This is a genomic window from Sulfitobacter sp. M39, from assembly GCF_021735935.1.
Classification (GTDB): domain Bacteria; phylum Pseudomonadota; class Alphaproteobacteria; order Rhodobacterales; family Rhodobacteraceae; genus Sulfitobacter.
The window spans coordinates 436956-460617 of sequence record NZ_WMDZ01000001.1 but is presented as its reverse complement, the minus strand read 5'-3'; the positions used below and the strand labels follow the sequence as shown (position 1 = coordinate 460617).

The following is a 23662-nucleotide window of genomic DNA, read 5'->3' as shown; positions in this document are numbered from 1 at the left end:
TATTGTGTCGGCCTTTTGCGTTGCAGCTTATGTCTAGCCTGCATTTTTGTGTCTTACCGGATGACGGCACTGCCGCAGGGGCGTATGTCTGTGACACACCTATTGCAAAGGATATGCCCCATGCCCGCTGATGATTTTGTATTCCCCCCCGCGCCGCAGGCCAGTCTGGCTGTGCAGGGCACCGACGCCCGCTTTCCCATGCGCCGCATCTTCTGCGTGGGTCGCAACTACGAGGCCCACGCCCGCGAGATGGGCAAAGATCCGACGCGTGAGGCACCGTTCTTTTTCACCAAACCCGCCGATGCGGCGCTGGATACGCCTTGCACCATCCCCTATCCGCCTCAGACAGAGGACCTGCACCACGAGATCGAGTTGGTGATCGCCATCGGCAAAGGCGGGCGCAACATCGCGGAAGCCGACGTGATGGATCACGTCTGGGGGGCTTCGGTCGGGATCGACCTGACCCGCCGTGACCTGCAGGCAGAGGCGAAGAAGGCCGGTCGGCCATGGGATTGGGGCAAGGCGTTCGACAACTCCGCGCCGATTGCCGCGCTGAAACCCATCGCCGATGTGCCGTCTGTGGAACAGGGGCGCATCTGGCTTGCCGTGAACGGCGAGGTGCGGCAGGACGCCGATCTGGCCGATCTGATCTGGTCGGTACGCGAACATGTGGCGATCTTGTCGCAATCTATGGCGCTGGCGCCGGGGGATATCATCATGACGGGCACACCGGCGGGTGTCGCAGCCCTTGTGGAAAGGGATGTCGTGACCGGCGGCGTTGACGGGATCGCGACGCTTGAGGTCACAATAGGCCCTCGCGCCTGAACCCCGGCATCGCCCCGCGACAAAGCGCCCGTTGAATTCGCGGGCGTGCCGCCTAGGTTACAAGACGATTCATACATATGGGAAATCGCAATGAAACATTTCTATAGCGCTCTACTGGCCACCGTGATCGCGGTTCCGGCCCTGGCAGACAGCCATAGCATGGGTGACGCAGAAGCCGGCGAAAAGCAGTTCGGCAAATGCAAAGCCTGCCACATGATCGTGGACGACGCGGGCGAAACCTTCCAGCGGGGCGGCAAGGTCGGTCCGAACCTTTACGGTATCATCGGCAAGCAAGCGGGCACCGTCGAAGACTATCGCTATGGCGATGATCTGGTCGCCGCCGGTGAAGCCGGTCTGGTCTGGGACGAAGTCAATCTGGCCGAATACCTGCAAAACCCCACCGATTTCCTGCGCACCACATTGGATGACAAGAAAGCCCGTTCGAAAATGTCGTTCAGAATGCGCAAAGGCGGCGAAGATGTTGCGGCCTATCTCGCGACGTTCTCTCCCGAAGCCGAGGCCGCGGCAGACGCGCCCATGCCCGACGATGCAGAGGCCGAGAAAACCGAATAAGCGGCTCTAACCAGACAGATTGGCCCGCGTTTCCAGATGGGGACGCGGGCTTTTTTATGCGGGTCAGCTGTTCAGATCACACCAGCAGGGCAGCAGATCGCCCGCCGCTGGTGTCGCGTGATAGGCTGCCCGCGCAATCGCCCGCGCCAGACACAGTGACGCGGCATGGCCGATCAGCGGCAGAATGCCCTCGGCAACCTCATGCGCGCCGGTGCTCAGGCCAAAGACCAGATCACCGTCATAGGGGGTGTGCGCAGGCACCGTGGCCCGCCCGATTCCGTCATGGGCCGCAACGGACATCCGCTGGCATTGCGCCTTTGTCAGGGTCGCATTCGTCGCGACAATCGCGATCGTCGTATTCTCGCGCGGGGACATCGACGCCATCTTGCGACTTTCCAGCGTCATCCCCAGCCCCGTCGCCGGGTCCGGGCCCATGCCGCCGAACTCTGCATCCACCTCAAACGGGGCGGCGTAGAAATGACGGTCACCCGGCGTGGTGACGGCCCCCACGGGATTGGCCGCGACCAATGCGCCGACCATTGTCCCATCCGGCAATTGCAGTGACGCGGACCCGAGCCCGCCTTTCACCATCGCGCTCAGCGCGCCGGTGCCCGCGCCGATGGTGCCGAGCGTGAAATCTTCAGCCGCGGCGTCATAGGCGGCACGGCCCAAAGCGCGGTAGGGGTTTTCTGCCCAGGTCTTGTCCCCGCCGTTCAGCAGGTCAAACAGGATCGCCCCCGGCACCAGCGGGATTGTGGCATCGCCCAGCCGAAACCCGCGACCCGCCGCGCGCAGCCCGTCCACCACGCCCGAACAGGCATCCAGCCCGTAGGCCGACCCGCCCGACAGTACCAGCGCATCCACTGCGGCGACCGATTTATCGGGGGCCAGCAAATCCGTCTCGCGCGTGCCGGGGGCACCGCCCATCACATGGACAGAGGCGGTAAAGGGGTCATCCGCCAGCAGCACCGTCGTGCCGGATTTCAGCGCATCGTCCTGCGCGTTTCCCACCCGAAGGCCGGGCACATCGGTGATCAGGTTTCTGGGTCCGGGTTTCATAGGGCAGGGCCTTTGGTTGGTGCGGGACGCGCCGCGGGGAGTTTATTTGGCAAAATGAAGCAGGGGCATCACAGATCCGGCAAACGCGGCGCGGCGGCGAGGAGCTTTTGCGTGTACGGGTGTTGCGGGCGATCAAAGACGTCGGCGGTGGCACCTTGTTCAACGATCTGCCCCGATTTCATCACCAGCACCCGATCCGTGACCGTGCGCACCACCGACAGATCATGGGAGATAAAGAGATAGGTCAGGTCATAGGCGCTGCAAAGCTCTGCCAGCAGATCAAGGATCTGCGCCCGAACTGAGACGTCGAGCGCGCTCACGGCCTCGTCAAAGAGGATGAGGTCGGGGCGGATGATCAGGGCGCGGGCGATGGCAATGCGCTGGCGCTGCCCGCCTGAAAATTCGTGGATGTATTTGGTCGCATCGTCCGGCGACAGCCCCACGGCGGTCAGCGCATCGGCGATGGCATCGCTGCGGGCGCGGCCCTTGGGCGGGTCGGGCAGCAGGTGGAACGGTTCGGTGATCAGCCGGTCCACGCGGTGGCGCGGGTTGAAGCTGCCGAAGGGATCTTGGAACACCACCTGCATTTTGCGCCGTACGTCAAGATCGGGTTTGCTGCCGCTATAGACTGGGGTGCCGTCCAGCGTGATGCTGCCGGATTGCACCGGTTCCAGACCCAAAAGCGCCCGTGTCAGGGTCGATTTCCCGCAGCCGCTTTCGCCCACGAGGCCAAGGCGCTCCCCCCGTTGCAGGGTGAAGGACACGCTGTCGACGGCGCGAAATCGACCCGGTTTGCCAAAGAACGTCTTGCGCGGCAGCGCGTAGTCGCGGCTGACGTTTTCCACTTTCAGCAGCGGTTGCGGCGGCGGGGCGGCAGGCAAGGTGACCGCATGGGTCGAGGCGGCAAACAGCATCCGCGTATAGGGGTGGCGCATGGTTTGCAGCAGGGCCTGTGTGTGCCCCTGTTCAACGATCTCGCCCTTGCGCATGACGATGATTCGGTCGGCCATATCGGCGACCACCGCCAGATCATGGGTGATCATCAGCAGCCCCATCCCGTCGTCCCGCGCCAGCGATTTCAGCAGATCAAGGATCTGCGCTTGCGTCGTGACATCCAGCGCGGTGGTCGGTTCATCGGCGATCAGCAATCGCGGCCGCAGGGCAATGGCCATGGCGATGACTACTCGTTGGCGTTGCCCGCCCGACAGCTCGTGCGGGTAGCGGGACAGGGGAAAGCGGTCATTTGGCAGGCCGACCCGTCCCAGCGTCTCGGCGGCTTGGCGGGCCGCGGCCTGGCGTGACACGGTTTTGTCATGGATACGGATGGTTTCCGCCACTTGATGGCCGATGGTTTGCACCGGGTTCAGCGCCGTCATCGGTTCCTGAAACACCATGCCGATGTCATTGCCGCGGATCGCGCAAAGCTCGGCTTCGGGCAGGGCCAGCAGGTCTTGATCGCCCAGCATGATATGACCGCGCGCCTGCGTCCCCTTGGGCAGCAGCTGCATCGCCGCCAGCGCGGTCATGGATTTGCCCGACCCGCTTTCGCCGGTGACGGCCACGATCTCTCCGGCGTCGACACAGAGGGTCACGCCCTGCAGGATATTAAACCGGTGGATCGCCACCGACAGGTTGGTAATGCTGAGCAGGCTCATATCCGGCGCACCCGCAACCGTGGGTCCAGCGCATCGCGCAGCCCGTCGCCCATCAGGTTCAGCCCCAGCACCGTCAGGATGATCGCGAACCCCGGCACCAGCGCCATATGCGGCGCGATGCTGACCATGGTTTGCGCATCTGCCAGCATCCGGCCCCAGGATGGCGTCGGCGGCTGCGCGCCCAGCCCGACATAGGACAGCCCTGCCTCGGCCAGAATGCCGAGGCTGAACTGGATCGTCCCCTGCACGATCAACAGATTGGTCACATTGGGCAAGATATGTTCGACCGAGATCCGCGCCGCCGATTTACCAGCGACCCGCGCGGCAAGGATGAACTCACGCTCCCACAGGCTGAGCGCCGCGCCGCGGGTGATGCGCGCAAAGACGGGAATGTTGAAGATGCCGATGGCGATGATCGCGTTCACCGCGCTGGCCCCGAAGATCGCCGTGATCAGGATTGCGATCACCAGCGAGGGGAAGGCAAAGACCAGATCATTGCCGCGCATGATGATCTCGTCCACCAGCGACCCGCGTTTGGCCGCGGCCCAAAGGCCGAGCGGCACGCCAAGGCCCATGCCGATGCCCACCGCCACCAGCGCCACGGCGATAGAGGTGCGCGCGCCGACCATGATCATGCTCAGGATATCGCGGCCAAAGTGATCGGTGCCCAGCAGATGCGCGCCGCCGACCCCTTGCAGCTTGTTCGGGATATCCATCGCCGTATGGGAAAACGGCGTCCAGACAAAGGACACAAGCGCGGACAGCAGAAAGACCGAGGTCAGCAGCGCGCCAAGGATCAGGTTCCGGTTCATGCGCGCGCCCTCAGACGCGGGTCAACCGCCGCATAGGCCAGATCCACAAGGAAGTTGACCACAATGACAGAGAAGACCAGCAGCATGACGACGGACTCCACCACGATCAGATCCCGCGCCGAGATCGACTGAAACACCAGCCGCCCCAGCCCCGGCAGATAGAACACCTGTTCGATGATGATTGACCCCGCCAGCAGGAACGAAAATTGCAGCCCGATGATCGTCAGCACCGGGATCAGCGCATTGCGCAGCCCGTGCCGCCACAGCGCTTGTCTTTCGGTCAGCCCTTTGGCGCGGGCGCTGCGCATATAGTCTTCGCCCAAGACATCCAGCAGCGCAGACCGCATGACCCGCGCCAGAATGGCCGCCTGGGGCAGGGCCAGCGCAATGGCGGGCAGGGTCAGGGCATGCAGCCCCGTCAGCACGCCTTGATCCCAGCCGACAAAACCCCCGGCGGCGAACCAGCGCAGGTTGATGGCGAATATCAGAACAAGGATCATCGCGAACCAGAAATTGGGCACAGCGACCCCCAGCTGTGTGGCCCCCATGACCCCCACATCCCCCGCCTTGCCGCGTCGCGCCGCCGCATAGATCCCCGCGGGAAAGGCGATCAGCGTAGACAGCCCAAGCGCATACAACGCCAGCGGCAGGGACACCCAAAGCCGCGCGGCGATCATCTCGGACACGGGGGTGCGGTAGGTATAGGAGGTGCCGAAATCCCCCTGCAGCAGCCCGCCGACCCAAGCCAGATAGCGCACCGGTTTCGATGCATCGAGCCCAAGTTCACTGCGCAAAGCAGCAAGCGTTTCAGGCTGCGCATTCATCCCCAGCATAAAAGAGGCCGGGTCACCGGGGGCAACTTCGATAACGGTAAAGATCACCAGCGACGCAACAGCCAGGCTGATACAGAGCGAAAGCAAACGTTTGAGCGTGTACCGGATCATGGGGCCGAAAGTAGGCGCGCAATCCAACAGCGTCCAGCGCAGAAAAACCTTTTTAAGGCGAACGGCTTACCCGTCGCTCTCTTTTTGGTGAAGCGATTAGTTTTGTGACAGAGGAACCAATTCGCGCTGCACGGGGTTGGGTATGCAGAAACAAAAAACTAGGAGATTAACGATGACCAATACATTTAAAACACTCGCTATCGCCGCCCTTATGGGTACCGTATCCGCGCCAGCATTCGCTGCAGCACATGCAGACCCTTCGATGACATGCGCCGAATTTAACGAGCTGTCGAAAGACGACCAGATGATGGTGGCGTCCGCTGCGATCGCAGAGATCGACGACGGCGACAACGGTGGCTCGATGGGCGACTCCGGCCGTGACACTGGCGATGCAACCACCACCACAACTGTAACAGCGGCTGAAGCAACTAACGACGAAGCTGAAGAAGGCTCGCTGGAAGGTGACCTGAAAGCGGTTGAAGACACCGGTGGTAACACTGCTGAATCCAACATGACGGCAGAACCTATGGACGAAGCCGCGATGGAACAGTTCATGGTTGTATGTAACCAGAACCTTGACGCCACAGTTGGTGAGGCCGCTGCTGGTCTGCCAGGCGACAAATAAGACTTAACCCTTCAGGGTTTTGCGGGCGGGTGCAGAGATGCGCCCGCCTTTTTTGTGCGATACAGTGTAGGATACAGTGACTATACAGCGCTTTAGGGTCAGGCGCGGGCCTCTGCCGTTGTCACTGTGTTACGGGTCCGAATTGCCTTGGTTGCCTGTTGTCGGGCCAGATCAGCGCTTGCCTGCAGTATCAGACGCGAGGGGGCCTTGCCCTTGCCGCGCGCGGGGGCACCGTGCTGGTTCAACACCTGTTTCTTTTTCAGGAACACGCGTGCTGTCGGGCCATAGACCTTGGCGACCTCTTCGCGATTGACGCGCCCTGTGCCCAAGGCGGGCAGTACCTTGGAGAATGCCGCGCGATGCGGTTTGCTCATCTGGTCCAGCGCCATCGGGCCGGGGTAGAAGCTTTCCGACGGGACGTTCTCGGCAAAGATCACTTGATGGTCGTCGAACATCAGGTGCACATAGGTGACCGACTTCTTGCCCTTGGCGATGCGCACGCCTTTGGCCGCGTCGGCAAGATGTTTGGCGCGGGCAAAGCTATCGCCACTCTGGCCGACCAAAACACCATGTTGCTGCGAGACCAAGAGATCCCGTTCGGCACCGAAAGTGCCACGTTTGATCAGAACGGGGTGCAGATGGGATCCCTTTTGCATCTGTCGGGCATCGTAAGACCGCGTGTTGATCCAGCGGATTTTCTGCGGGCCGTTGTCCATTGTGGTGACAAGATCGCCGACACGCAGGTCTTCGACCAAGACATCCCCGCGCGGCGTGCGGATGGCGGTGCCTTTGCCAAAGCAGACGACACCGGTGTTGTCATAGGTAAAATGCTGCGCCTGTACGCCGATGAACTTGAGCGAGCCATCTTCGAACTTGGAATTATAGGTGTAATCCGTCGTCTCGTAGTTGGATTGATCCAGAATGCCGTTGTCTTCATAGTCGGCGCGTAGATCAGAGATACTGTCATAATAGCCGCTTAGATCGACGAAATCATTGTTGGTAGTGTCGTCGTCATCCAGCGGGCCGGTGTTGCCCGTGTTGAAATCGGTGATCGTGTCGTGACCGCCAGAATAGATAAATACGTCATCCCCGTCGCCGCCTGTCAGTTGGTCGTCGCTCTGACCGCCGTCCAGCGTATCATTACCGTCGCCCCCGATCAGGGTATCGCGGCCAGCGTCGCCATGAAGATTGTCGTCGCCACCGCCGCCGTCGATTGAATCATCGCCATCGCCGCCGGACAAGGTGTTGTCCTGTGTCCCGCGCGCGGTGATGGTGTTGTCTTTGCTGTCGCCCTTGACCGACGCGGCAGAGTTCTCAAGCGCGACGTTTTCAAAGTTCAGCAGATCGCCGCGGTCGTTCCCTGCGTGGTCCAATCGTCCCGCCGCAAGATCGACGGTGTGGTCCGCCCCCAGCCCGCTGCCCGCGACATAGGTATCGATGCCATCGCCCGCGTCGATGACGGAGTTCGCGTCGTCCGCTGTGGTGCCCGCCTCGCGGATGATCCGGTCACCGCCCGTCCCGGCGTCGATGTCATAGGCACCATCACCAACCTTGATCGTGTCATCGCCTGCACCGGTATCAACCGCGACACCGCCAATGGAGGCATCCACATAATCCGACGAATTGGTCAGAACCAGCTTTTCAATCTCGGTGAAGGAAACGCTGTTGGGGCCTTCGGTGGCGGTGCCCGCCTCTGCGCCGGTATAGGTGACCGAGACACCGTTGCTCAGCGCGTCGAAGGTAACGACATCATAGTCCTTGCCGCCTTCGCCACCGGCGATCTTGTCGGTGCCGAAATCATCCTCCATGACAAACAGATCGGCGTCATCCCCGCCCGACATGGCATCATTGCCAGTGCCGCCCGCGATCGTGTCGTGCCCGGTGCCACCCTTAATCTGGTCGTCACCGCTGCCGCCGGACAGGCTGTCATTGTCCGCCCCACCAGAAAGACTGTCATCCCCACCGTCGCCATAGATCGTGTCGTCGCCAGCCCCACCGTCCAGCGTATCATTGCCCGCATCAGTCGCGCTGATGGTCGACATCTGAAGGTCACCAACACGGATCGCGTGGCCGGTATCATCGGGGTCGTGGTTGTTATACTCGATCTCGATCCGCGAAACGGGGCCCGCGATATCGACCTGCAGGAAACCCGTCTTGGCATTGGTCGTGCCGCGCCCCGCATCCGTGCTGATGGCACGGCCGGTTTCGTCGTTCACGTCCAGCGTATCGCTATTGCCCGCCGTCAGATTGACAGGGATAAGATTGCCGTCGGCGTCATAGGCGCGCACGATGACTTCATCCACGAAGCCATAGGCCTGATCGATGTCGAAAATACCGAAGGTGACATTGCTCACCTCGTCCGACACACCGCTGTCCAGCGACGTGAAATCGATGGTCATTTTTGCGGTATTCGGGTCCGACCCCTCTGCACCGCCAAGGATACTGATAGACGAACTGTCGCTTAGCTCGTTGTAATCATACAGCGGGTCGTTCCGCTCCATCGTGGCAGAGCGAAAGTTCTCACCCTGATCAAGCGACATCGTGACCTGGATATCGCCGGAGTCGGTGACGCCGGTGATCCCACCCGTGACGCTAACGCCGTCCTCGATGTTTTGGTTGGCCCAGGAAAACGTGGTCTCTTCGGTGGTGTCGGCGTCGCCGTGGATGCGGTCGTCGCCGTCATTGCCCGCGATATAGTCATTTCCCGCGCCGCCCAAAATCGTGTCATCGCCCGATCCAGCCGAGATTTTGTCGTTGCCCGCGCCCAGCTTTACCGCGTTGCCGCTGTTGTCCACCTCGTCCGCTTGCGCGTCGGTCGATCCCACCCGCATGGAATCATCACCCGACGTTCCATCAACGGTGCCATCCGGCGCGACATAGTCGGCATCTATACGGCTGGCCCCCATCGCCGACTCGTTCGACGAGACAGTGTTGAATGTGATCGATTCGATCGGCCCCGCCTCAAGCGCGGATTGGTAGTCGGAAGAACTGCGGGCCGGCGCGAGGTACAGGTCGCCGTTGGTGGATTGGATAACAATCGCCGTCACCGTCGCTTGGGACCCGTCGGCGTAGGTCAGCGTCGCGGCATAGGATGCGATGGCGTCAAAATTCTGGCTGTCACCATCGTCGATGCGGAAAGTGTCAGACCCGTTTTCCCCACTGTTATCAGTAGAGTACGTGCCGCGTGCAGTATTGCCATACCCCCGCGCTCCCGGAGAGAAGGATTTGATGTTGTTGTACAGGGGGGCGTTGGCACCGCCAAAGGATTCACCCTCAAGCGCGCTTGCGTTTTCGCTGACCTGATTGCCTTCGACCGTATCAATACGTTCGAAATTCCCGAGGTAGAAAACGTTAAATCTGGTTGCCATCGTTACAGCCCTCAACATCTTTGAACCGGTGGCAGGCCTGTGGCCCGCGTCCTGTGTATTGTTGTGGGTACGGGGACAATGTGGCGTCACTTTGACCGGAAACAAAAACAATGTGGCCGTGTTTCTATGCTTTTGATCGAAACAATACACAGTCTGGTAAGGATCAAGGCCAAGCGCACAGCGTGGAAACGCGGGGGCAGGGCGTATACGCCGCGATGTGGTCAAATGGTTTAAAATGCCGGGTATTTAGAGGTGTGACCGAAGTGCACGGTAAAAGCGGCGTGAACTTGCAGCGCGCTTAGGCCCGCTCAAGCATGGAACGCCCGCAAGTTTGCAGACCTAGCGGCCTGGAAATGCTTGGGTTTCGCGGGGTATCGCCCTCGGGGTAGACCGTCTGTGGGGGCGAAACCGATAAGGCAACAGGGCGCCCCCTGACCCTGTACCGCGCCGCCATGCAGAATTTGCGCCTCAATTCCGCCCCATGAATGCCGCCGCAGCGCCTCAAGCCTCTGTCGAAGGTGAATGCACCCCCAGCATCCCCGCCGGGTCTATCAACCAAAGGAGCTTTCCGTGCCACATCATGCCCCCCCTGAGCCCAAGACCGGCCTTTGGCACATTACCGGTGCCGCGATGGCCGCGATGTTCTGCTTGTTTGCGCTGCTTGGGGGATGGGCCGCGACAACACAGATTTCGGGGGCGGTGATCGCGACGGGGCAGATCGATGTGGCGGGAAAGCCCAAGGTGATCCAGACGGTGGATGGCGGCGTATTGGCGGAATTGCCAGTCCAAAACGGGGATATCGTGAAGGCGGGGCAGGTCTTGGCGCGATTTGATGCCACGATCTTGCAGATTGACCTGCGCATGGCCCGCGCCCGTCTGGCCGAGGCGGCGGGCCTGCGCGCCCGTCTGGAGGCAGAGCGTGACGAAAGCCTTGCCCCCCGTTTCGATGCCATTGATCTGCCACCAAAAATCGGCGCGCTGGATATGACGCAAGCGCAGGCAGGGCAGGCCGCAATATTCGAGGCGCGGGCACAGATGCGCGCGGGGATGCGCGCCCGTATGGCCAGTGATCTTGCCGATGTCGAAACCCAGGCCACGGGCCTTAACGGTCAAATATCCGCGCTGGAACAACAGCTTGCCATCCTCACGACAGAGCTGCGCAGCCTCACGCGCCTGGTTGAAAAGGGGCTGGCCCCGCAGGTCCGTTTGTCGCAACTACAGTCCACGCGGGCCGGTTTGCGCGGTGACCTTGCCGCGCGGCGGGCGGATTTGGCGCGGTTGATCCACCAACGCTGGACGCTCAAGCTGGAAAGCCTGCAAGCCGATCGCCGATTTCAGGAACAGGTCGCGCTGCAATTGCGCGAGGTCACTGCCGAAGTTCAGGAACTGACCCTGTCGATCCTCACCCGCCAAGCGCAGCTTGACCGTATTGAACTTCGCGCCCCCGTCGACGGGATGGTGCATGAATTGCGCGCCACGACCGTTGGTGCGGTTGTCGGGGCGGGTGCGACCTTGATGGATATCGTGCCGCAGCAGTCAAAGTTCGAATTCGAGGTGCAGGTCGATCCGCGTTCGATCAATCTGGTACGCTATGATCAGTCTGCCACCATCGTGCTCAGCGCCTTTGACCCGCACACGACCCCGCAACTGACCGGCAGCGTTTACAGCATCTCTCCGCAAGTGGTGGTGGACCCGCGCAATGGCGACAGCTTTTATCGGGTCATTCTGGACATCCCCCGTACCGAGCTGGACCGTCTGCCAGCCTCCGTCCGTTTGGTCCCCGGTATGCCGATCGAGGCGTTTTTGAAGACCAAAGACAGAACCGTGCTGAGTTATCTGGCAGAGCCTATCAGCAGCCAGCTGCGCCGGGGGTTCCGCGGCTCCTGAGACCTCGACGTTAGCGAAATCTTTACCATCTTCCCGTCTTAAGAGGGGATGAACACACCGTCCGCCCCACCCGGCATCACTGTCGTGATCCCTCATCTCAACCAACACAACGCCCTTGCGCTTTGCCTTGCCGCGCTGGACGCCGGAACGCGGAAGCCAGCCGAGGTGATCGTCGTCGACAATGGCTCCGCCCGGTCACCGCAAGGAGTTGTTAACGATTACCCATGGGTATCCCTGATCCACCAGCCGATCCCCGGCCCCGGCCCCGCACGTAACCTTGGCGCGGCACGGGCACAGGGCGATGTGCTGGCCTTTCTGGACGCCGATTGCCTGCCCGACGCGCACTGGCTGGCGCATATTGCCACGCATATGGCGCGCGACCCCCATAGGATCCTTGGCGGTGATGTCCGTATCGAACGTAAAGGGCGCAGACTGGACCCCGCGACCGCATATCAAGCGATTTTCGCCTACCGGATGGACAGCTACATCGCGCAACAGGGGTTCACGGGGACAGGCAATCTGATCGTGCATCGCAAGGTGTTTGACGCGGTCGGCCCGTTCAAGGGCCTCCACCATGCCGAAGACCGCGACTGGGGCCAGCGCGCCACCTCTGCCGGATATCGCATAGGCTTCGCCGCCGATCTGCTTGTCTATCACCCGCCGCATACGGCGACGGGCCTGCGGCTGAAATGGGACAGGCAGCTTGCCCATGACTGGGCGCGCTGTACCGGCCTTAGCGGCCTGATCCGGTGGGCGATAAAGGCGCTGCTGCTTGTTCCGTCACCGCTCTGCGCTGTGGCGGAGATTGTGACCAGCCCCCGCATCAAAGGCGCGCGCAACCGTGTGATGGCGTTGAGCGGGCTGACGTCTATCCGGCTTTACCGCGCGCGACGGATGGTGTCGCTGCTGTTGGGCCATGATCCCGAACGGCTTTTGCACCGGTGGAACCGCATTGACCTGCCCTGATATCAGATGCCCGACAGGGGGTGGCCCGTGATCCGGTCGTTTGGCTTTCTGCTGTCCGGCAACGCCTGCGCCGCCGCGATCTTGTTGCTGCGAACGGTGGTGGTGTCGCGTCTGATCAGCCTCGAAGATTTCGGGATCGGCACAAGCCTCGTGCTCGCGCTTGCTATGATAGAGATGCTGACGGCGCTTGGCTTTCAACAACAGATCGTCAACGATCCCAACGGGGATGACGCAGATATCCATAGCGCGCTGCATGGTGTGGCGCTGATACGTGGCATGATCGGGGCGGCGGCGCTGTTTCTTCTCGCGCCGCTTCTGGCCCGTGCCTTTGGGGTGTTGCAGCTAACATGGGCGTTTCAGCTGATCTCTGTGGCGCCGCTGTTACAGGGGGGGATGCATCTGGACGTTTATCGCCAGACCCGTCACCACAAACATCGCGCCGCGATATGGATCGCGCTGCTGCCGCCGCTGGGGTCGTTGGCCGCGCTGCTGCCCCTATCGCGGATGTTCGATGACTTCCGCATCATGCTTTTTGCCGTGTTGGTGCATATGGCGCTGGGCACGCTTGTGTCTCATGTAGTTGCGAAACGCCCCTATCGGCTGCGGTTTGATCGGACCGTTATGGTCCAAAGCATGCGGCTCGGCTGGCCCCTCATGGCAAGCGGCGCGGTGATGTTTCTGGTGTTCAATGGCGAACGCGCCATCGTCGGGCGTCTTCTGGGGCTAGAGGCGCTGGCCCTGTTTTCCATGGCCGTATCGCTAACACTGACCCCGTCGCTGGTCCTGATGCGCAGCACGATGAGCCTGTTTCTACCCCGCCTGTCAGCCAACACCGCGCCTCCGGAATTTCGAGCCCAGGCGATCACCACGATCCAAAGTCATATCGTGCTGGCCGCAGTAATGGTCACGGCAGTCTGCCTGTTTGGCGGTTCCTTCGTGCACCATGTGCTGGGCGGTAAATACCGCGCTGTGCTGCCCCTGTTGACGCTCTTGACGGCGGTTCAGGCGTTGCGGGTTGCCAAAGGCGGGTGTGCGATTGTCGCGCTGGGCGAAGGGTATCGCAAGACCGAGCTTTTGACGGACCTGTTGCGCATCGCGTTCTTACCCCTCGCGGCATGGGGTGTGATGCAAGGCGCACCCCTGACCCGTGTGGTGCATATCGCAGCACTGGGCGAAGCCGCGGGGCTGATGATCGCGCTGCTGTGGATGCACCGCGTGCAACGGGTGCCGCTCCGACCATTGGCCCCGCCGCTGATCTGTATGGTCGCGGTATTGGCTTGGGCGGTTTTCACGCAGGACCAGCCGACGGGGTTTCGGGCCGCGGGCTTCGGTCTGTTGCTGGCCGGTCTGTTGCTGGCGCTGCCCGACGTCCGCAGAATGATGAATAAGCAGCATATTGGATGGAGCCCAAGGCAATACAGCACCGTTAAACAGACCTTGACCGCACGAGAGACATGCCCCGGCCAAAGCAACGGCAGTCGTTCACCATGAAGAGACGCGCCAAGCCACCCCGTCTGTCCGAGCTTGCCATCGGGCGGGACAACCACTTTAACCTCATTCGCTTTCTCGCGGCAGTGGCGGTGTTGGTTTCTCACGCGTGGCCGCTCGCGCTTGGGCGCGGCACGGTCGAGCCTTTGAAAACAGCGTTTGGCTATTCGCTGGGGGAGCTGGCGGTTTTTGTTTTCTTTGGCCTGTCCGGGTTCTTTATCGCGGGCAGCTATGACCGGCAGGGGTCTGCCTTGTCCTTTGTCACGGCTCGGGCCGCGCGACTGCTGCCGGGGTTGGCCGTGTCCATCTTGATCGTGGCGCTGATCATGGGGCCGCTGGTCAGCCGGTTAGACGCGGGTACGTACCTGTCTCATCCCGATACGGCGCGGTTTATCGTGCGAAATATATTCTTGTTTAAACCACAATATACCTTGCCGGGCGTGTTTACGACGAACCCCTATCCCACCGTGGAGGGGTCGATTTGGACGCTCGCGCATGAGGTCGCCTGCTATGCGCTTATCCTGTTCGCCGGTCTTGTCGGGGCCTTGTCCCGCCGGCGGGTGATGGGGGTGCTGTTGGTGCTTTACCTGATCGCGTGGGGGATTGCGCCGTATCTCGGCGACCTCATTCATCCGCGCCTACAGCAAACGAGACTGCTGTCCTTGCCCTTTGTTTTCGGGGCGTCCTGCTGGATCTGGCGTGATTATATCACCTTGCGGTGGCCCTTCGTCGTTGGGTTGATCGTCCTGACATGGGCCGTGCAAGCTACGGTTTTTGCTTTTCCAATGCTTGCACTGGCCGCGACCTACGCCAGTCTCTGGGCGGGGTATTGCAAGGTAGGCCCCCTGCTGATGTTTAATAGGGTCGGAGATTATTCATACGGCATATATATTTACGCGATGCCGCTGCAGGGGCTAGTGGTTTGGGGATGGGGTGACATGACGCCAGCGCTGAACATTGCGCTGGCTTTGCCGTTGACGTTGCTGAGCGCGGTATTGTCTTGGCACTGGGTTGAAAGACCCGCGCTGACCTTCGCGCGGGAGGGTCAGCGCGGGTCTTTCATCACGCGGAGGATAGCACCGCGCCGATAAAGCCGTTATCGCCCAATGTATTTCCTGCAAGGTCGCTGCCATAGGGGGCCTGCGCGGGTGATACTTTGGGCAGATCGGACAAGGCGTCGGGGCGGTAGTCACCGCTGCCCGTATTGCTGCCGGTATGTGAACGGTCGTCGACCCAAGGCGACGCGATATGTGAGACCTCACCGATTGACGGCAGTTCCCCCAGCCACGAGGATGGGCCATAGCCGGGTTCATTGTTTGACCCTGCGATTGCGACATTATGCGACCATCCAACCTTGTACCGCGCTGGCCAGTTGCCGGTAGGGGATGTTTCGCGGGAAAATACATCGCTTTTGATATTGATGCGGTGAAACAGATTGTTCCGGAAAGAGCCCGACTTCGCCATGTTCTCGGTGCCGTCCAGATACAGCAAATTCGCGCGCTCCCCTGCGATGGTATTGTTGTGCACAACGATGTTTTGGGCTGCATTTGTATCGCTGTCAGCGTTCAATCGCAGCGCTGCATTTGCGGAGCTCCCCCAGCTTTCCACGATGTTCCCCACAAAGGCAAAGCCCCGCTCTCCGATCTCGGCGCTTACGGAAACGATTGCATTGGTCGCGCTGCCATTGCTGAATGTGTTCCACCCTAAAAACGTGCCGGTCATGGCAGGACGGTTGCCAACTGGCGTCCGGAGGGTGAATTCGTCAAGCGCCGAACAGCCGAGCGCCTGATAGGTGATTGTTCCGGCACAGCTTTTGCAGCCGATCGCGGTGACCATGATTGCTTCGGTCGAAAAGGAATTGCCTTGGTGTGGATCTTCGTTGGGCACGACGGAGCAGTTGATTTGTACAAAGCGCCCCACCCGGTAAACCCAAGCGCCGTAGCTGCCGAAACCGTTTGCGTCCCAAAGACAGTTCTTTGTTATCAAAAGATTGCCTGCCGAGTCCGCGCCACTGTCCAGAAACACCGTGTTCGCCGCGCCTTTTTGCAAAGTGATATCACAAATCTTGAGGTGCGTTGGTATGCCGTTGAACCGATTGGCCCCACCGTCGGTTAAGATCGTGCTGTCCCGTTTGGACGGCTCTTCAGCCCTGATACACAAGGGCAGCTGTGCCGAGCGACCGGCTGCCTTGAAAGGCGTTAAGATATGCGCCCCCTCCGCCAGTAAAATCGTGCCACCGCCTGCATCATCCACCCGCCCAAAATGCGCGGCATTAAACTCCTTGATCGCGTCGGCCGCTGCCGCGATTGTCGCAAATGGGGCGGCGATGGCATCTGCGCGCGCAGACGCGGCCTGACCCGTCGCATCGTCGCCCGTGGTTCCATCGACTTGAGCATAACATGCCCCATACCCGCCGCTCGTATCGTTCAGCATCCGAAGCGTCGTCAGGTTAGGGGACGGATATTCATCGGCGTCGGCACTGATGGAAAAGGCGTTCCCCACCCATGGGTAGATGGTCGCATCTACAGTCAATAAATCACCCTGGGCCAAGCCTGACAGATCTACCGTCGCGGCATAATGCGGAACATGGAGCCCCGACGCGTCAAACCCAAGAATGCTTTGTGACGACAAAAGCTGCGATGCTTCGTTGCCAAACGTATCGCGGACAATGAACCGCACCGCCGCGACGGGTTGCCCCTGTTGGGCATATGCGTGGGCAACTGCCAACCTTAGTATATGTGCATCATCTTTTATCCTTTCGTGGTCGTGGTTTAGCCACATGGCAATAGGCCGGGGCGCTGGCCTTGTGCTGTGATTGATTGCACCGTTGATAGTATCGCCCGCGTAAATAAACTCTGAACACGCGACGGTCTTGTCAGTAAAATTCGAATGATCCGGGTAGGGCTGCCTGACACGGCTGGTGAGCTGCACCACCGAAGCCCTGCTGACCGCCGTCGCCGACATATCAAAACCGCGCCGATTCACGGTCACATTCCGGGCCTCGGAAGTGGTGGAAAACGACGGTATATCTCGGTGCTCGGCCCGCCAACCATCTGCTAGAATTTCTGTGACGGGCGGTACCTTTAGCGGCAGCGACCCCGCCATCGATTGCCCTAGTTTCACGCCCAGCCCGAGTGTCATCTGCATAGTCCATATCCCGCGATCAGAATTCGTAGGCATCGATACATATCAACCTCGCTGAGCCGTTGCATTCGCAGGGAAAGAGGCGGGGGGCGGGTTAATCTTCACGCAATATTAAATGTTCAGCCCAATGGTGGTGGCATCGCCGATTCTTCCTACGAAAGGACACATATGATTTGGACGTGAACCACCTATACGCGACGGACCAGCACGGCTTTCTCAAGCGCTCACGGCGATACTATCAACGGCCCGTATCACGGGTTGTGCTCGTGTATTTCGGGCTCCTGCTGGTGCCCCTCGGCTTCAATTTAGGGTCGGTCTATATGACCGGGACCAAGGCGTTATTAGCAGTGCTGATTATTCCGCTAAGTCTCCGCCTGTTTTGCGGCCACTTCGGCCGTGTTTTGCTGACAGACGTTTTGTTCTTTATGCATTTTCTCTGGGTTTCCTTGGCCTTAGCGGTCAACAATCCGGCGGAAGCGACCCAGAATGCAGGCTCGATCGGGGTAGAGTTCCTTGGCGGGTATCTGATCGGGCGCGCCTTTATCCGGGACAGGCACAGCTTTGCCGCAGTGGTCAAGATCCTCACGGCGCTGATCGTGTTATGCTTCCCTCTGGCTTTGATAGAGTCGCAAAGCGGGACATCTGTCCTCATTGAATTGTGGAAGATGACCGGGCTGACGACCCCGGTGGATCTGGCGATTGATCGCCGCATGGGATTGGAGCGGGTGCAGCTTTCGTTCGACCATCCAATTCACTGGGGCTTATTTTGTACAATCGCGACGTCCCTGTACTTTATCGGGCTGGCGGGGCGGCACAGCTTGGGTTTGCGGTCCGTGGTTATGACGGTGATTTGCGCCAGTTGTTTCCTATCGCTGTCCAGCGGCGCGCTGCTGGCGGCAATCGTGCAGATAGGGCTGATATTCTGGAGCTTCCTATGTCGCAGGATCGGGCGACGATGGCTAATCCTCTCAACCTGTTTTGTTGTTTGTTACGTGGTGATTGATCTGCTTTCCAATCGAACCCCGATCCAAGTTTTCATGAGCTATGCGACATTTTCCGCCGAAAGCGCCTATTGGCGGTCCGCTATTTTCCAATGGGGCATGGCAAATGTATGGAGCGCACCTGTATTTGGACTTGGGCTAAACGATTGGCTCAGGCCGGTTTGGATGCACACCTCGAGTATCGATAATTTTTGGCTATTTATCGCGATGCGTTTCGGATTGCCGGCGTTCGTTTTTTTGACAATCGGCTATGGCTATGCGCTCTGGCGTATCGGGCGCAAAGATTTCACCATGGATCGGACCCTAGCGGCGCTACGACTAGGCTGGATACTCTGCTTTACCGGGCTCACCCTCACGCTGTCGACGGTGCACATTTGGGGCAGCATTTATGGCTTCGTATTCTTCATATTTGGGGCAGGATTGTGGATGTTGGATGCGACGCCGCGACCCCCGCGGCATGAACGTACAATTTGAAGTATTGATCCATTTCGAACCTGCCAATTTTTCCAATTTGGAAAGGAAATCACCCTACCACAGAAGCCAGGCCGCAAGGGAATGTCGGCCATGACGACTGACTGGTTTGGGGGAAGTGCAACGTGCCGACGCACAACATCTATGCTGCCGCGTTGCGATCACAGCTTGGGGGGATTGGGGTACTTTTTGGGGTTAGTGGCGTGATCAACATCTTGCTGCTCACTGGATCGATTTACATGATCCAGATATATGACCGCGTTTTGCCTAGCGGATCAGTGGTCACGCTGATGGGTCTCTTCGGGATTGTACTGCTTCTTTATTGTTTCTTCGGGCTTTTTGACCTGATCCGGCAACGGCTTTTAGCCCGTCTTTCGGTGCGTTTGGACCTAGCGCTTGGGGCTGAGTGTTTCGCGGCTTGGATCGGCAATGATGAAAAGAACAAGCTACCGGCAAGCGCACAAGAGCCGCTGCACCAACTGGGGCACCTTAGACGTCTGCTGTCTAGTGCCGCATTCATAAGTGTCTGCGATATGCCGTTTGTGCCGATCTTTTTGCTCGCCCTATACGTCATTCACCCTTGGTTGGGGGCGATGGTTCTGGGCGGCGCGGCGTTGGCGTGTGCCGTCATGGCAATCGGCCGCTATTTGACGCGCAACACCGTCAGCATCTCTGCAGATCAGGATCATACCCTCGCCGATATATCCTATCACAGTCGCCGTCTGGCCGAACCGCTGCGCGCTATGCGTATGCAAGATGATCTTGCCACATATTGGCGCGGACTTCAGCGCAGCAGCCTGGCGTGGCACCAGCGCCTGCATGCCCCGCCGGATGCGCTGGCATCGTTCAGCAAATCGTTCCGCCTGATGTTGCAATCCTCGATCCTGACAGTCGGGGCCATATTGGTCATTCAGGGTCAAATCTCGGCGGGGATGATTATGGCTGCTTCGATCTTGGCGGGGCGCGTACTGGCCCCTATCGACCAGATGATCAGCGGCTGGCGGGGGATTGCTTGCGGTTGGGCCGCGCATCGCTACCTGCACCGCCATTTTTCACACAATATCCCGCCGGGCGAGGTGGTTGCATTGCCTGAACCAAAGGGCCGGATTTCTTTCACCGCCGTTTCCCGCGGGATCGAGGGGCGGGCGGAAAACGGGCTGAAGGATGTCTCTTTTGACCTATCACCGGGGGATGGGCTGTGCGTGCTCGGCGGGCCAAATGCGGGCAAAAGCATATTGGCAAAACTGGCCGTTGGCGTTTCGGCCCCTGCAACTGGCGAGGTTCGGTTTGATGCCGTTAACCTGGTCCGATGGCCTTCCGCGCAGATTGGCCCTGCGATCGGCTATTTGCCCGATACCATTGATCTTCTGCCCGCGACGATTTTCGATAATATTTCCAGATTTCGCCCCGATACCACGGACGTGCAGGTGATCGCCGCCGCGAAGCTTGCCCGGGTGCACCCCGCCATTATGGCTCTTCCGGAGGGGTATATGACTGTTGTGAGCGGTGGTGGGGGATCCACGTTAACCCAAGGAGAGGTACAGCAGATCGGGCTAGCGCGGGCGTTGGTCCGCGATCCGGCACTGGTCGTGATGGATGATCCGCTACGGTCGCTTTTCAACTGTCCCGATGCTGAACAGATCGTTACCGACGTCGCACGCCATATGCGGGATCGGGGTCGCACGGTGGTGATCACGGCGCGCCAGCCCTGTGCACTTTCGGCGTTGAACAAAGTGCTCATACTGTCCGAGGGGCGGATAAGGCAGTTCGGCTTGACCAATGATATCGTCGGGCGCGCTTTCCCTACGCGGGTGGCGGCGAAGGTTCAGACGCTGCCGATTTCGGGCAATGGCGCAACACGGGTGAGCGGGGGGTAATCATATGGTATAAAAAGGGGCATTGCGCACGGCCCAAGCCCCCTTCTATCGCTTTGTTCAATTGTCGCCCTATTCGGCCCAGGAAACACCGGTAAGGTCGACAGCCTGCGTCGGGGCGTTGCGCCAAAGGCCGGTCAGACCTGCCTTTGCGACGGATAGTGACGCCAGTTGGAACAGGAAACCGTTGACGTGATCTTGGGCGATCATGGTCTGCGCCTCACCCAGCAAGTCGTTGCGTGCTTCCGGGTCGGTTGTCGCGTTCAGCTTGGTCATCAATGCCTGAAAATCAGTGTTGTCATATTGGAAATAGTAATCAGGGTTGGCGTAGATGCCGATATCCATCGGTTCGGTGTGACTTACGATTGTCATGCCGAAGTTCTTTCCCTTGAACACCGTCTCAAGCCATTGGGCCCATTCGACATTGTTGATCTTGGCGGTGATACCAACCTCGGCCAGCTGCGCGGCGATGATCTCTCCGCCGCGGCGGGCGTAGGAGGGGGGCGGCAGGTCCAGCGTGGTCTCGAACCCATCGGCAAAGCCGGCTTCGGCCAGCAAAGCTTTGGATTTTTCGATGTCATGCAGGCTCAGCGCGGTTTGATCGACATAGGCCGGGTTATGGGGCGCGAAATGCGTACCGATGGGTGTGCCGTACCCGAACATCGCACCGTCGATAATGGCCTGACGATCAATGGCATGGGCGACGGCGGCGCGCACTTTGGGGTCATCAAACGGCGGCTGTTTGTTGTTCATCGCGAGAATGGTTTCGCCCTCGGAAGAACCGACAAGCACTTGAAACCGCGGGTCCGCTTCGAACTGCGGCAGGTTCTCGGGTGCGGGGAAGCCGGCGAAGACATCAACATCTTCGGCCATCATCGACGCGAAAGCGGCGGTCGGGTCAGAGATGAATTTGAACGTGGCGATATCCAGCGCGGCCGGGGTCCCCCAGTAGTTCGGGTTCTTCTCGATGCGGATATTGTCGCCCTGGGTCCAGCTGGTGAATTTGAACGCGCCGGTGCCGATGGGCAGTTGCTTGATATTGTCGATGCTTTCGGGTGCCACGATCACCGCGTCGCCCCATGCGAGGTTGAACAACAGGTTGCCGTCCGGCTCTGACAGTTTGATTTCGACGGTCGACGGGTCGACGACCGTCACCTCCGAGATCGCGCCAAACAAGGCCTTTTGGGCATTTGCGCTGTCTTCGGCATTGATCCGGTCAAGCGAGAATTTGACGTCGGCGGCATCCATCGTCGTTCCGTCGTGAAAGGTCACGCCGCTTTGCAGTTTGAACGTATAGGTCAGGCCATCGTCAGAGATTTCCCACGATTGCGCCAGCCCGGGCACGACCGATCCGTCGCCCATAAAGCGGGTCAGCCCTTCGAAAACGTTGGAATAGAGCACCTGATCGATAGCCCCCGCCGCAGCGCTTGTCGGGTCCAGATGCGGTGGTTCAAGCTGCATCGCGACGGTGATGTCGTTTTGCGCGGCGACGCCGGTGGCCATCAGCGCGGCAGCGCAGGCGCCTAGAATACGTTTGCGAAGATGGGCCATGGGTGTCTCCTGTTGGCAATAAGGAAAAATGTTAACCAGTTCTGTCAGGTTTGACCAGCGTCGGGATGCTGCAGCAATTATCGGTTGTACCCAGCCTGTGCGCGGTTTATGCGCCGTTTTTTAAGGTTTTGCAGGGGCGCGCCATGGCTACGATGTCACCCACTTTGGGTATCGATTTCGGAACGTCCAACTCTGCCGTGGGCTATGCCGTAGACGGTGTGCCGCATTTGATTAACGTCGAGGCGGGGCAGAACACGCTGCCGACCGCGCTGTTTTTCGACAATGAGGAAAAGCGGATCATCTATGGTCGCGGTGCCCAAGAGGCGCTGATCGGCGGCGAGGACGGGCGCTATATGCGTGCGCTCAAAAGTCTGCTGGGCACGCCCTTGATGCGCGAAAGCCGGGTTCTGTTGGGCAAGCGCATGGATTTCATCGCCATCGTGGCGAGCTTTCTCGCCGAGCTGAAGACGAAGGCAGAGCGCGCCACCGGCCAGCAGTTTGATCGGGCGCTGTCAGGGCGGCCTGTGATGTTCCACAGTGCCGATCCGGCGCGGGACGCGCAGGCGTTGGTGGATTTGACCGAATGCTATATGCAAGCCGGGTTCAAGCAGGTCCGCTTTATGCCCGAACCCGAGGCCGCGGCGCTGGCCAATCGTGCCGTGCTTGAACCGGGCGATCTGGGGCTGATCGTGGATATCGGGGGCGGTACGTCTGATTTTACCCTGTTCCGGCAGGAGGGTGACGCGGGTATTCATATCCTCGCCAGCAAAGGGGTGCGCATTGGCGGGACCGATTTTGACCGCGAGCTGAGCCTTCAGCATGTGATGCCGCATCTGGGGATGGGTAGCCAGATCAAACATGTGTTCGGTGATGAAACCCACGCCGCCCCGCATGCGGTCTTCGCCGATTTGGCGACGTGGCAGAAAATTCCGTTCCTTTACACCCGCGAACAGCGTCGTGCGGTCGAGGATCTGGCGAAATACGCGGTAGAGCCGAAGCTGCTGAACCGGCTGCAACGCGTGTTGGAGGATGAGCTGGGCCACGATATGGCCTTCGCGGTAGAGGCCGGCAAGATCGCGGCGAACGACCCCGATGCCAGCGCCCCGCCGCAGATTGACCTCAAGATCGTGGAGCGCGGGCTGACGGTGCCGCTGCCGCCGGCAATGATGGCGGCGAGTTTGGCGCAGATGGCAGGGGATATCGCGCAGGTTGCGACCGATCTGACGGCGCAGGCAGAGGTAAAACCCGACGCCGTGACCAAGCTGATCTTTGTCGGCGGGTCCAGTCTGATGGGCGTGATCGACCGTGCCATGCGCGATGCATTCCCGCAGGCCGAACTGCACCGCGGGGCCGCGATGACCGCAATCGTCGACGGTCTGGCAATCGCCGCGCCACACGCCTTTGCTGAAGGCTGAGGGC

At 60.1% G+C, this 23662-nt stretch carries 17 protein-coding genes; 10 read left to right on the top strand and 7 right to left on the bottom strand.

Features of this window, described 5'->3' with window-relative positions:
* Nucleotides 1–120 precede the first annotated feature (120 nt).
* Together GLP43_RS02160 and GLP43_RS02155 are read left to right on the top strand one after the other, a co-directional pair.
* Nucleotides 121–825: a fumarylacetoacetate hydrolase family protein gene (locus GLP43_RS02160; protein ID WP_237278020.1), complete on the top strand. Its 705-nt coding sequence runs from the start codon at nucleotides 121–123 to the stop codon at nucleotides 823–825.
* Between the two features lie 90 nt (nucleotides 826–915).
* Complete coding sequence (locus tag GLP43_RS02155; RefSeq protein ID WP_237278019.1) at nucleotides 916–1398, top strand: c-type cytochrome; 483 nt, start codon at nucleotides 916–918, stop codon at nucleotides 1396–1398.
* 63 nt (nucleotides 1399–1461) lie between these two features.
* On the opposite strand, the gene GLP43_RS02150 is transcribed toward GLP43_RS02155, so the two are convergent.
* From GLP43_RS02150 to GLP43_RS02135, 4 genes are all read right to left on the bottom strand, one after another.
* Nucleotides 1462–2457, bottom strand: a complete 996-nt coding sequence (locus GLP43_RS02150; protein ID WP_237278018.1) for a P1 family peptidase — start codon at nucleotides 2455–2457, stop codon at nucleotides 1462–1464.
* Nucleotides 2458–2525: 68 nt separating this feature from the next.
* On the bottom strand, nucleotides 2526–4112 hold the full coding sequence (locus GLP43_RS02145) for an ABC transporter ATP-binding protein (RefSeq protein WP_237278017.1): 1587 nt from the start codon (nucleotides 4110–4112) through the stop codon (nucleotides 2526–2528).
* Nucleotides 4109–4924 (bottom strand): ABC transporter permease, encoded by an 816-nt coding sequence (locus GLP43_RS02140; RefSeq protein ID WP_037942493.1) that lies wholly within the window; start codon nucleotides 4922–4924, stop codon nucleotides 4109–4111. Before GLP43_RS02140 ends, GLP43_RS02145 begins: the two co-directional genes overlap by 4 nt.
* On the bottom strand, nucleotides 4921–5868 hold the full coding sequence (locus tag GLP43_RS02135) for an ABC transporter permease (RefSeq protein ID WP_237278016.1): 948 nt from the start codon (nucleotides 5866–5868) through the stop codon (nucleotides 4921–4923). The genes GLP43_RS02140 and GLP43_RS02135 overlap by 4 nt, the downstream gene beginning before the upstream one ends.
* 172 nt (nucleotides 5869–6040) lie before the next feature.
* On the opposite strand from GLP43_RS02135, the gene GLP43_RS02130 reads away from it, so the two are divergent.
* Nucleotides 6041–6493: a hypothetical protein gene (locus GLP43_RS02130; protein ID WP_237278015.1), complete on the top strand. Its 453-nt coding sequence runs from the start codon at nucleotides 6041–6043 to the stop codon at nucleotides 6491–6493.
* Nucleotides 6494–6591: 98 nt separating this feature from the next.
* Here the strand turns inward: GLP43_RS02130 and GLP43_RS02125 are convergent, their stop codons facing one another.
* The gene (locus GLP43_RS02125) at nucleotides 6592–9861 is read right to left on the bottom strand and encodes a Hint domain-containing protein (RefSeq protein WP_237278014.1); all 3270 of its coding nucleotides are present in this window, start codon (nucleotides 9859–9861) and stop codon (nucleotides 6592–6594) included.
* Nucleotides 9862–10431: 570 nt separating this feature from the next.
* Here GLP43_RS02125 and GLP43_RS02120 point away from each other — a divergent pair.
* From GLP43_RS02120 to GLP43_RS02105, 4 genes are read left to right on the top strand one after another with little or no spacing between them, the layout of a single operon-like run.
* Nucleotides 10432–11748 carry an HlyD family type I secretion periplasmic adaptor subunit gene (locus GLP43_RS02120; RefSeq protein WP_237278013.1) on the top strand — a complete coding sequence of 439 codons (1317 nt, stop codon included), beginning with the start codon at nucleotides 10432–10434 and terminating at the stop codon, nucleotides 11746–11748.
* Between the two features lie 48 nt (nucleotides 11749–11796).
* Complete coding sequence (locus GLP43_RS02115; protein ID WP_237278012.1) at nucleotides 11797–12714, top strand: glycosyltransferase family 2 protein; 918 nt, start codon at nucleotides 11797–11799, stop codon at nucleotides 12712–12714.
* A gap of 27 nt (nucleotides 12715–12741) precedes the next feature.
* Nucleotides 12742–14205: an oligosaccharide flippase family protein gene (locus GLP43_RS02110; RefSeq protein ID WP_237278011.1), complete on the top strand. Its 1464-nt coding sequence runs from the start codon at nucleotides 12742–12744 to the stop codon at nucleotides 14203–14205.
* Entirely contained in the window at nucleotides 14202–15293 is a 1092-nt protein-coding gene (locus GLP43_RS02105) for an acyltransferase family protein (RefSeq protein ID WP_237278010.1), read from the top strand. Before GLP43_RS02110 ends, GLP43_RS02105 begins: the two co-directional genes overlap by 4 nt.
* Here the strand turns inward: GLP43_RS02105 and GLP43_RS02100 are convergent.
* The gene (locus tag GLP43_RS02100; protein WP_237278009.1) at nucleotides 15265–17349 is read right to left on the bottom strand and encodes a hypothetical protein; all 2085 of its coding nucleotides are present in this window, start codon (nucleotides 17347–17349) and stop codon (nucleotides 15265–15267) included. The two genes, GLP43_RS02105 and GLP43_RS02100, sit on opposite strands and share 29 nt — an antisense overlap.
* A 263-nt stretch (nucleotides 17350–17612) precedes the next feature.
* Here GLP43_RS02100 and GLP43_RS02095 point away from each other — a divergent pair, with 263 nt between their 5' ends.
* Entirely contained in the window at nucleotides 17613–18821 is a 1209-nt protein-coding gene (locus GLP43_RS02095) for an O-antigen ligase family protein (RefSeq protein ID WP_237278008.1), read from the top strand.
* A 236-nt stretch (nucleotides 18822–19057) separates the two neighbouring features.
* Nucleotides 19058–20695, top strand: a complete 1638-nt coding sequence (locus GLP43_RS02090) for a type I secretion system permease/ATPase (protein WP_237278007.1) — start codon at nucleotides 19058–19060, stop codon at nucleotides 20693–20695.
* A gap of 69 nt (nucleotides 20696–20764) precedes the next feature.
* On the opposite strand, the gene GLP43_RS02085 is transcribed toward GLP43_RS02090, so the two are convergent.
* Nucleotides 20765–22243, bottom strand: a complete 1479-nt coding sequence (locus GLP43_RS02085) for an ABC transporter substrate-binding protein (RefSeq protein WP_237278006.1) — start codon at nucleotides 22241–22243, stop codon at nucleotides 20765–20767.
* 143 nt (nucleotides 22244–22386) lie between these two features.
* On the opposite strand from GLP43_RS02085, the gene GLP43_RS02080 reads away from it, so the two are divergent.
* Nucleotides 22387–23658 (top strand): Hsp70 family protein, encoded by a 1272-nt coding sequence (locus tag GLP43_RS02080; RefSeq protein ID WP_237278005.1) that lies wholly within the window; start codon nucleotides 22387–22389, stop codon nucleotides 23656–23658.
* Nucleotides 23659–23662 lie beyond the last annotated feature (4 nt).

Bases quoted from the DNA above. Each gene is read 5' to 3' on its own strand.
- GLP43_RS02145 (WP_237278017.1), bottom strand. From the start codon at position 4,112: ATGAGCCTGCTCAGCATTACCAACCTGTCGGTGGCGATCCACCGGTTT.
- GLP43_RS02150 (WP_237278018.1), bottom strand. From the start codon at position 2,457: ATGAAACCCGGACCCAGAAACCTGATCACCGATGTGCCCGGCCTTCGG.
- GLP43_RS02080 (WP_237278005.1), top strand. From the start codon at position 22,387: ATGGCTACGATGTCACCCACTTTGGGTATCGATTTCGGAACGTCCAAC.
- GLP43_RS02100 (WP_237278009.1), bottom strand. From the start codon at position 17,349: ATGCAGATGACACTCGGGCTGGGCGTGAAACTAGGGCAATCGATGGCG.
- GLP43_RS02130 (WP_237278015.1), top strand. From the start codon at position 6,041: ATGACCAATACATTTAAAACACTCGCTATCGCCGCCCTTATGGGTACC.
- GLP43_RS02160 (WP_237278020.1), top strand. From the start codon at position 121: ATGCCCGCTGATGATTTTGTATTCCCCCCCGCGCCGCAGGCCAGTCTG.
- GLP43_RS02135 (WP_237278016.1), bottom strand. From the start codon at position 5,868: ATGATCCGGTACACGCTCAAACGTTTGCTTTCGCTCTGTATCAGCCTG.
- GLP43_RS02090 (WP_237278007.1), top strand. From the start codon at position 19,058: ATGATCCAGATATATGACCGCGTTTTGCCTAGCGGATCAGTGGTCACG.
- GLP43_RS02085 (WP_237278006.1), bottom strand. From the start codon at position 22,243: ATGGCCCATCTTCGCAAACGTATTCTAGGCGCCTGCGCTGCCGCGCTG.
- GLP43_RS02140 (WP_037942493.1), bottom strand. From the start codon at position 4,924: ATGAACCGGAACCTGATCCTTGGCGCGCTGCTGACCTCGGTCTTTCTG.
- GLP43_RS02125 (WP_237278014.1), bottom strand. From the start codon at position 9,861: ATGGCAACCAGATTTAACGTTTTCTACCTCGGGAATTTCGAACGTATT.
- GLP43_RS02115 (WP_237278012.1), top strand. From the start codon at position 11,797: ATGAACACACCGTCCGCCCCACCCGGCATCACTGTCGTGATCCCTCAT.
- GLP43_RS02155 (WP_237278019.1), top strand. From the start codon at position 916: ATGAAACATTTCTATAGCGCTCTACTGGCCACCGTGATCGCGGTTCCG.
- GLP43_RS02105 (WP_237278010.1), top strand. From the start codon at position 14,202: ATGAAGAGACGCGCCAAGCCACCCCGTCTGTCCGAGCTTGCCATCGGG.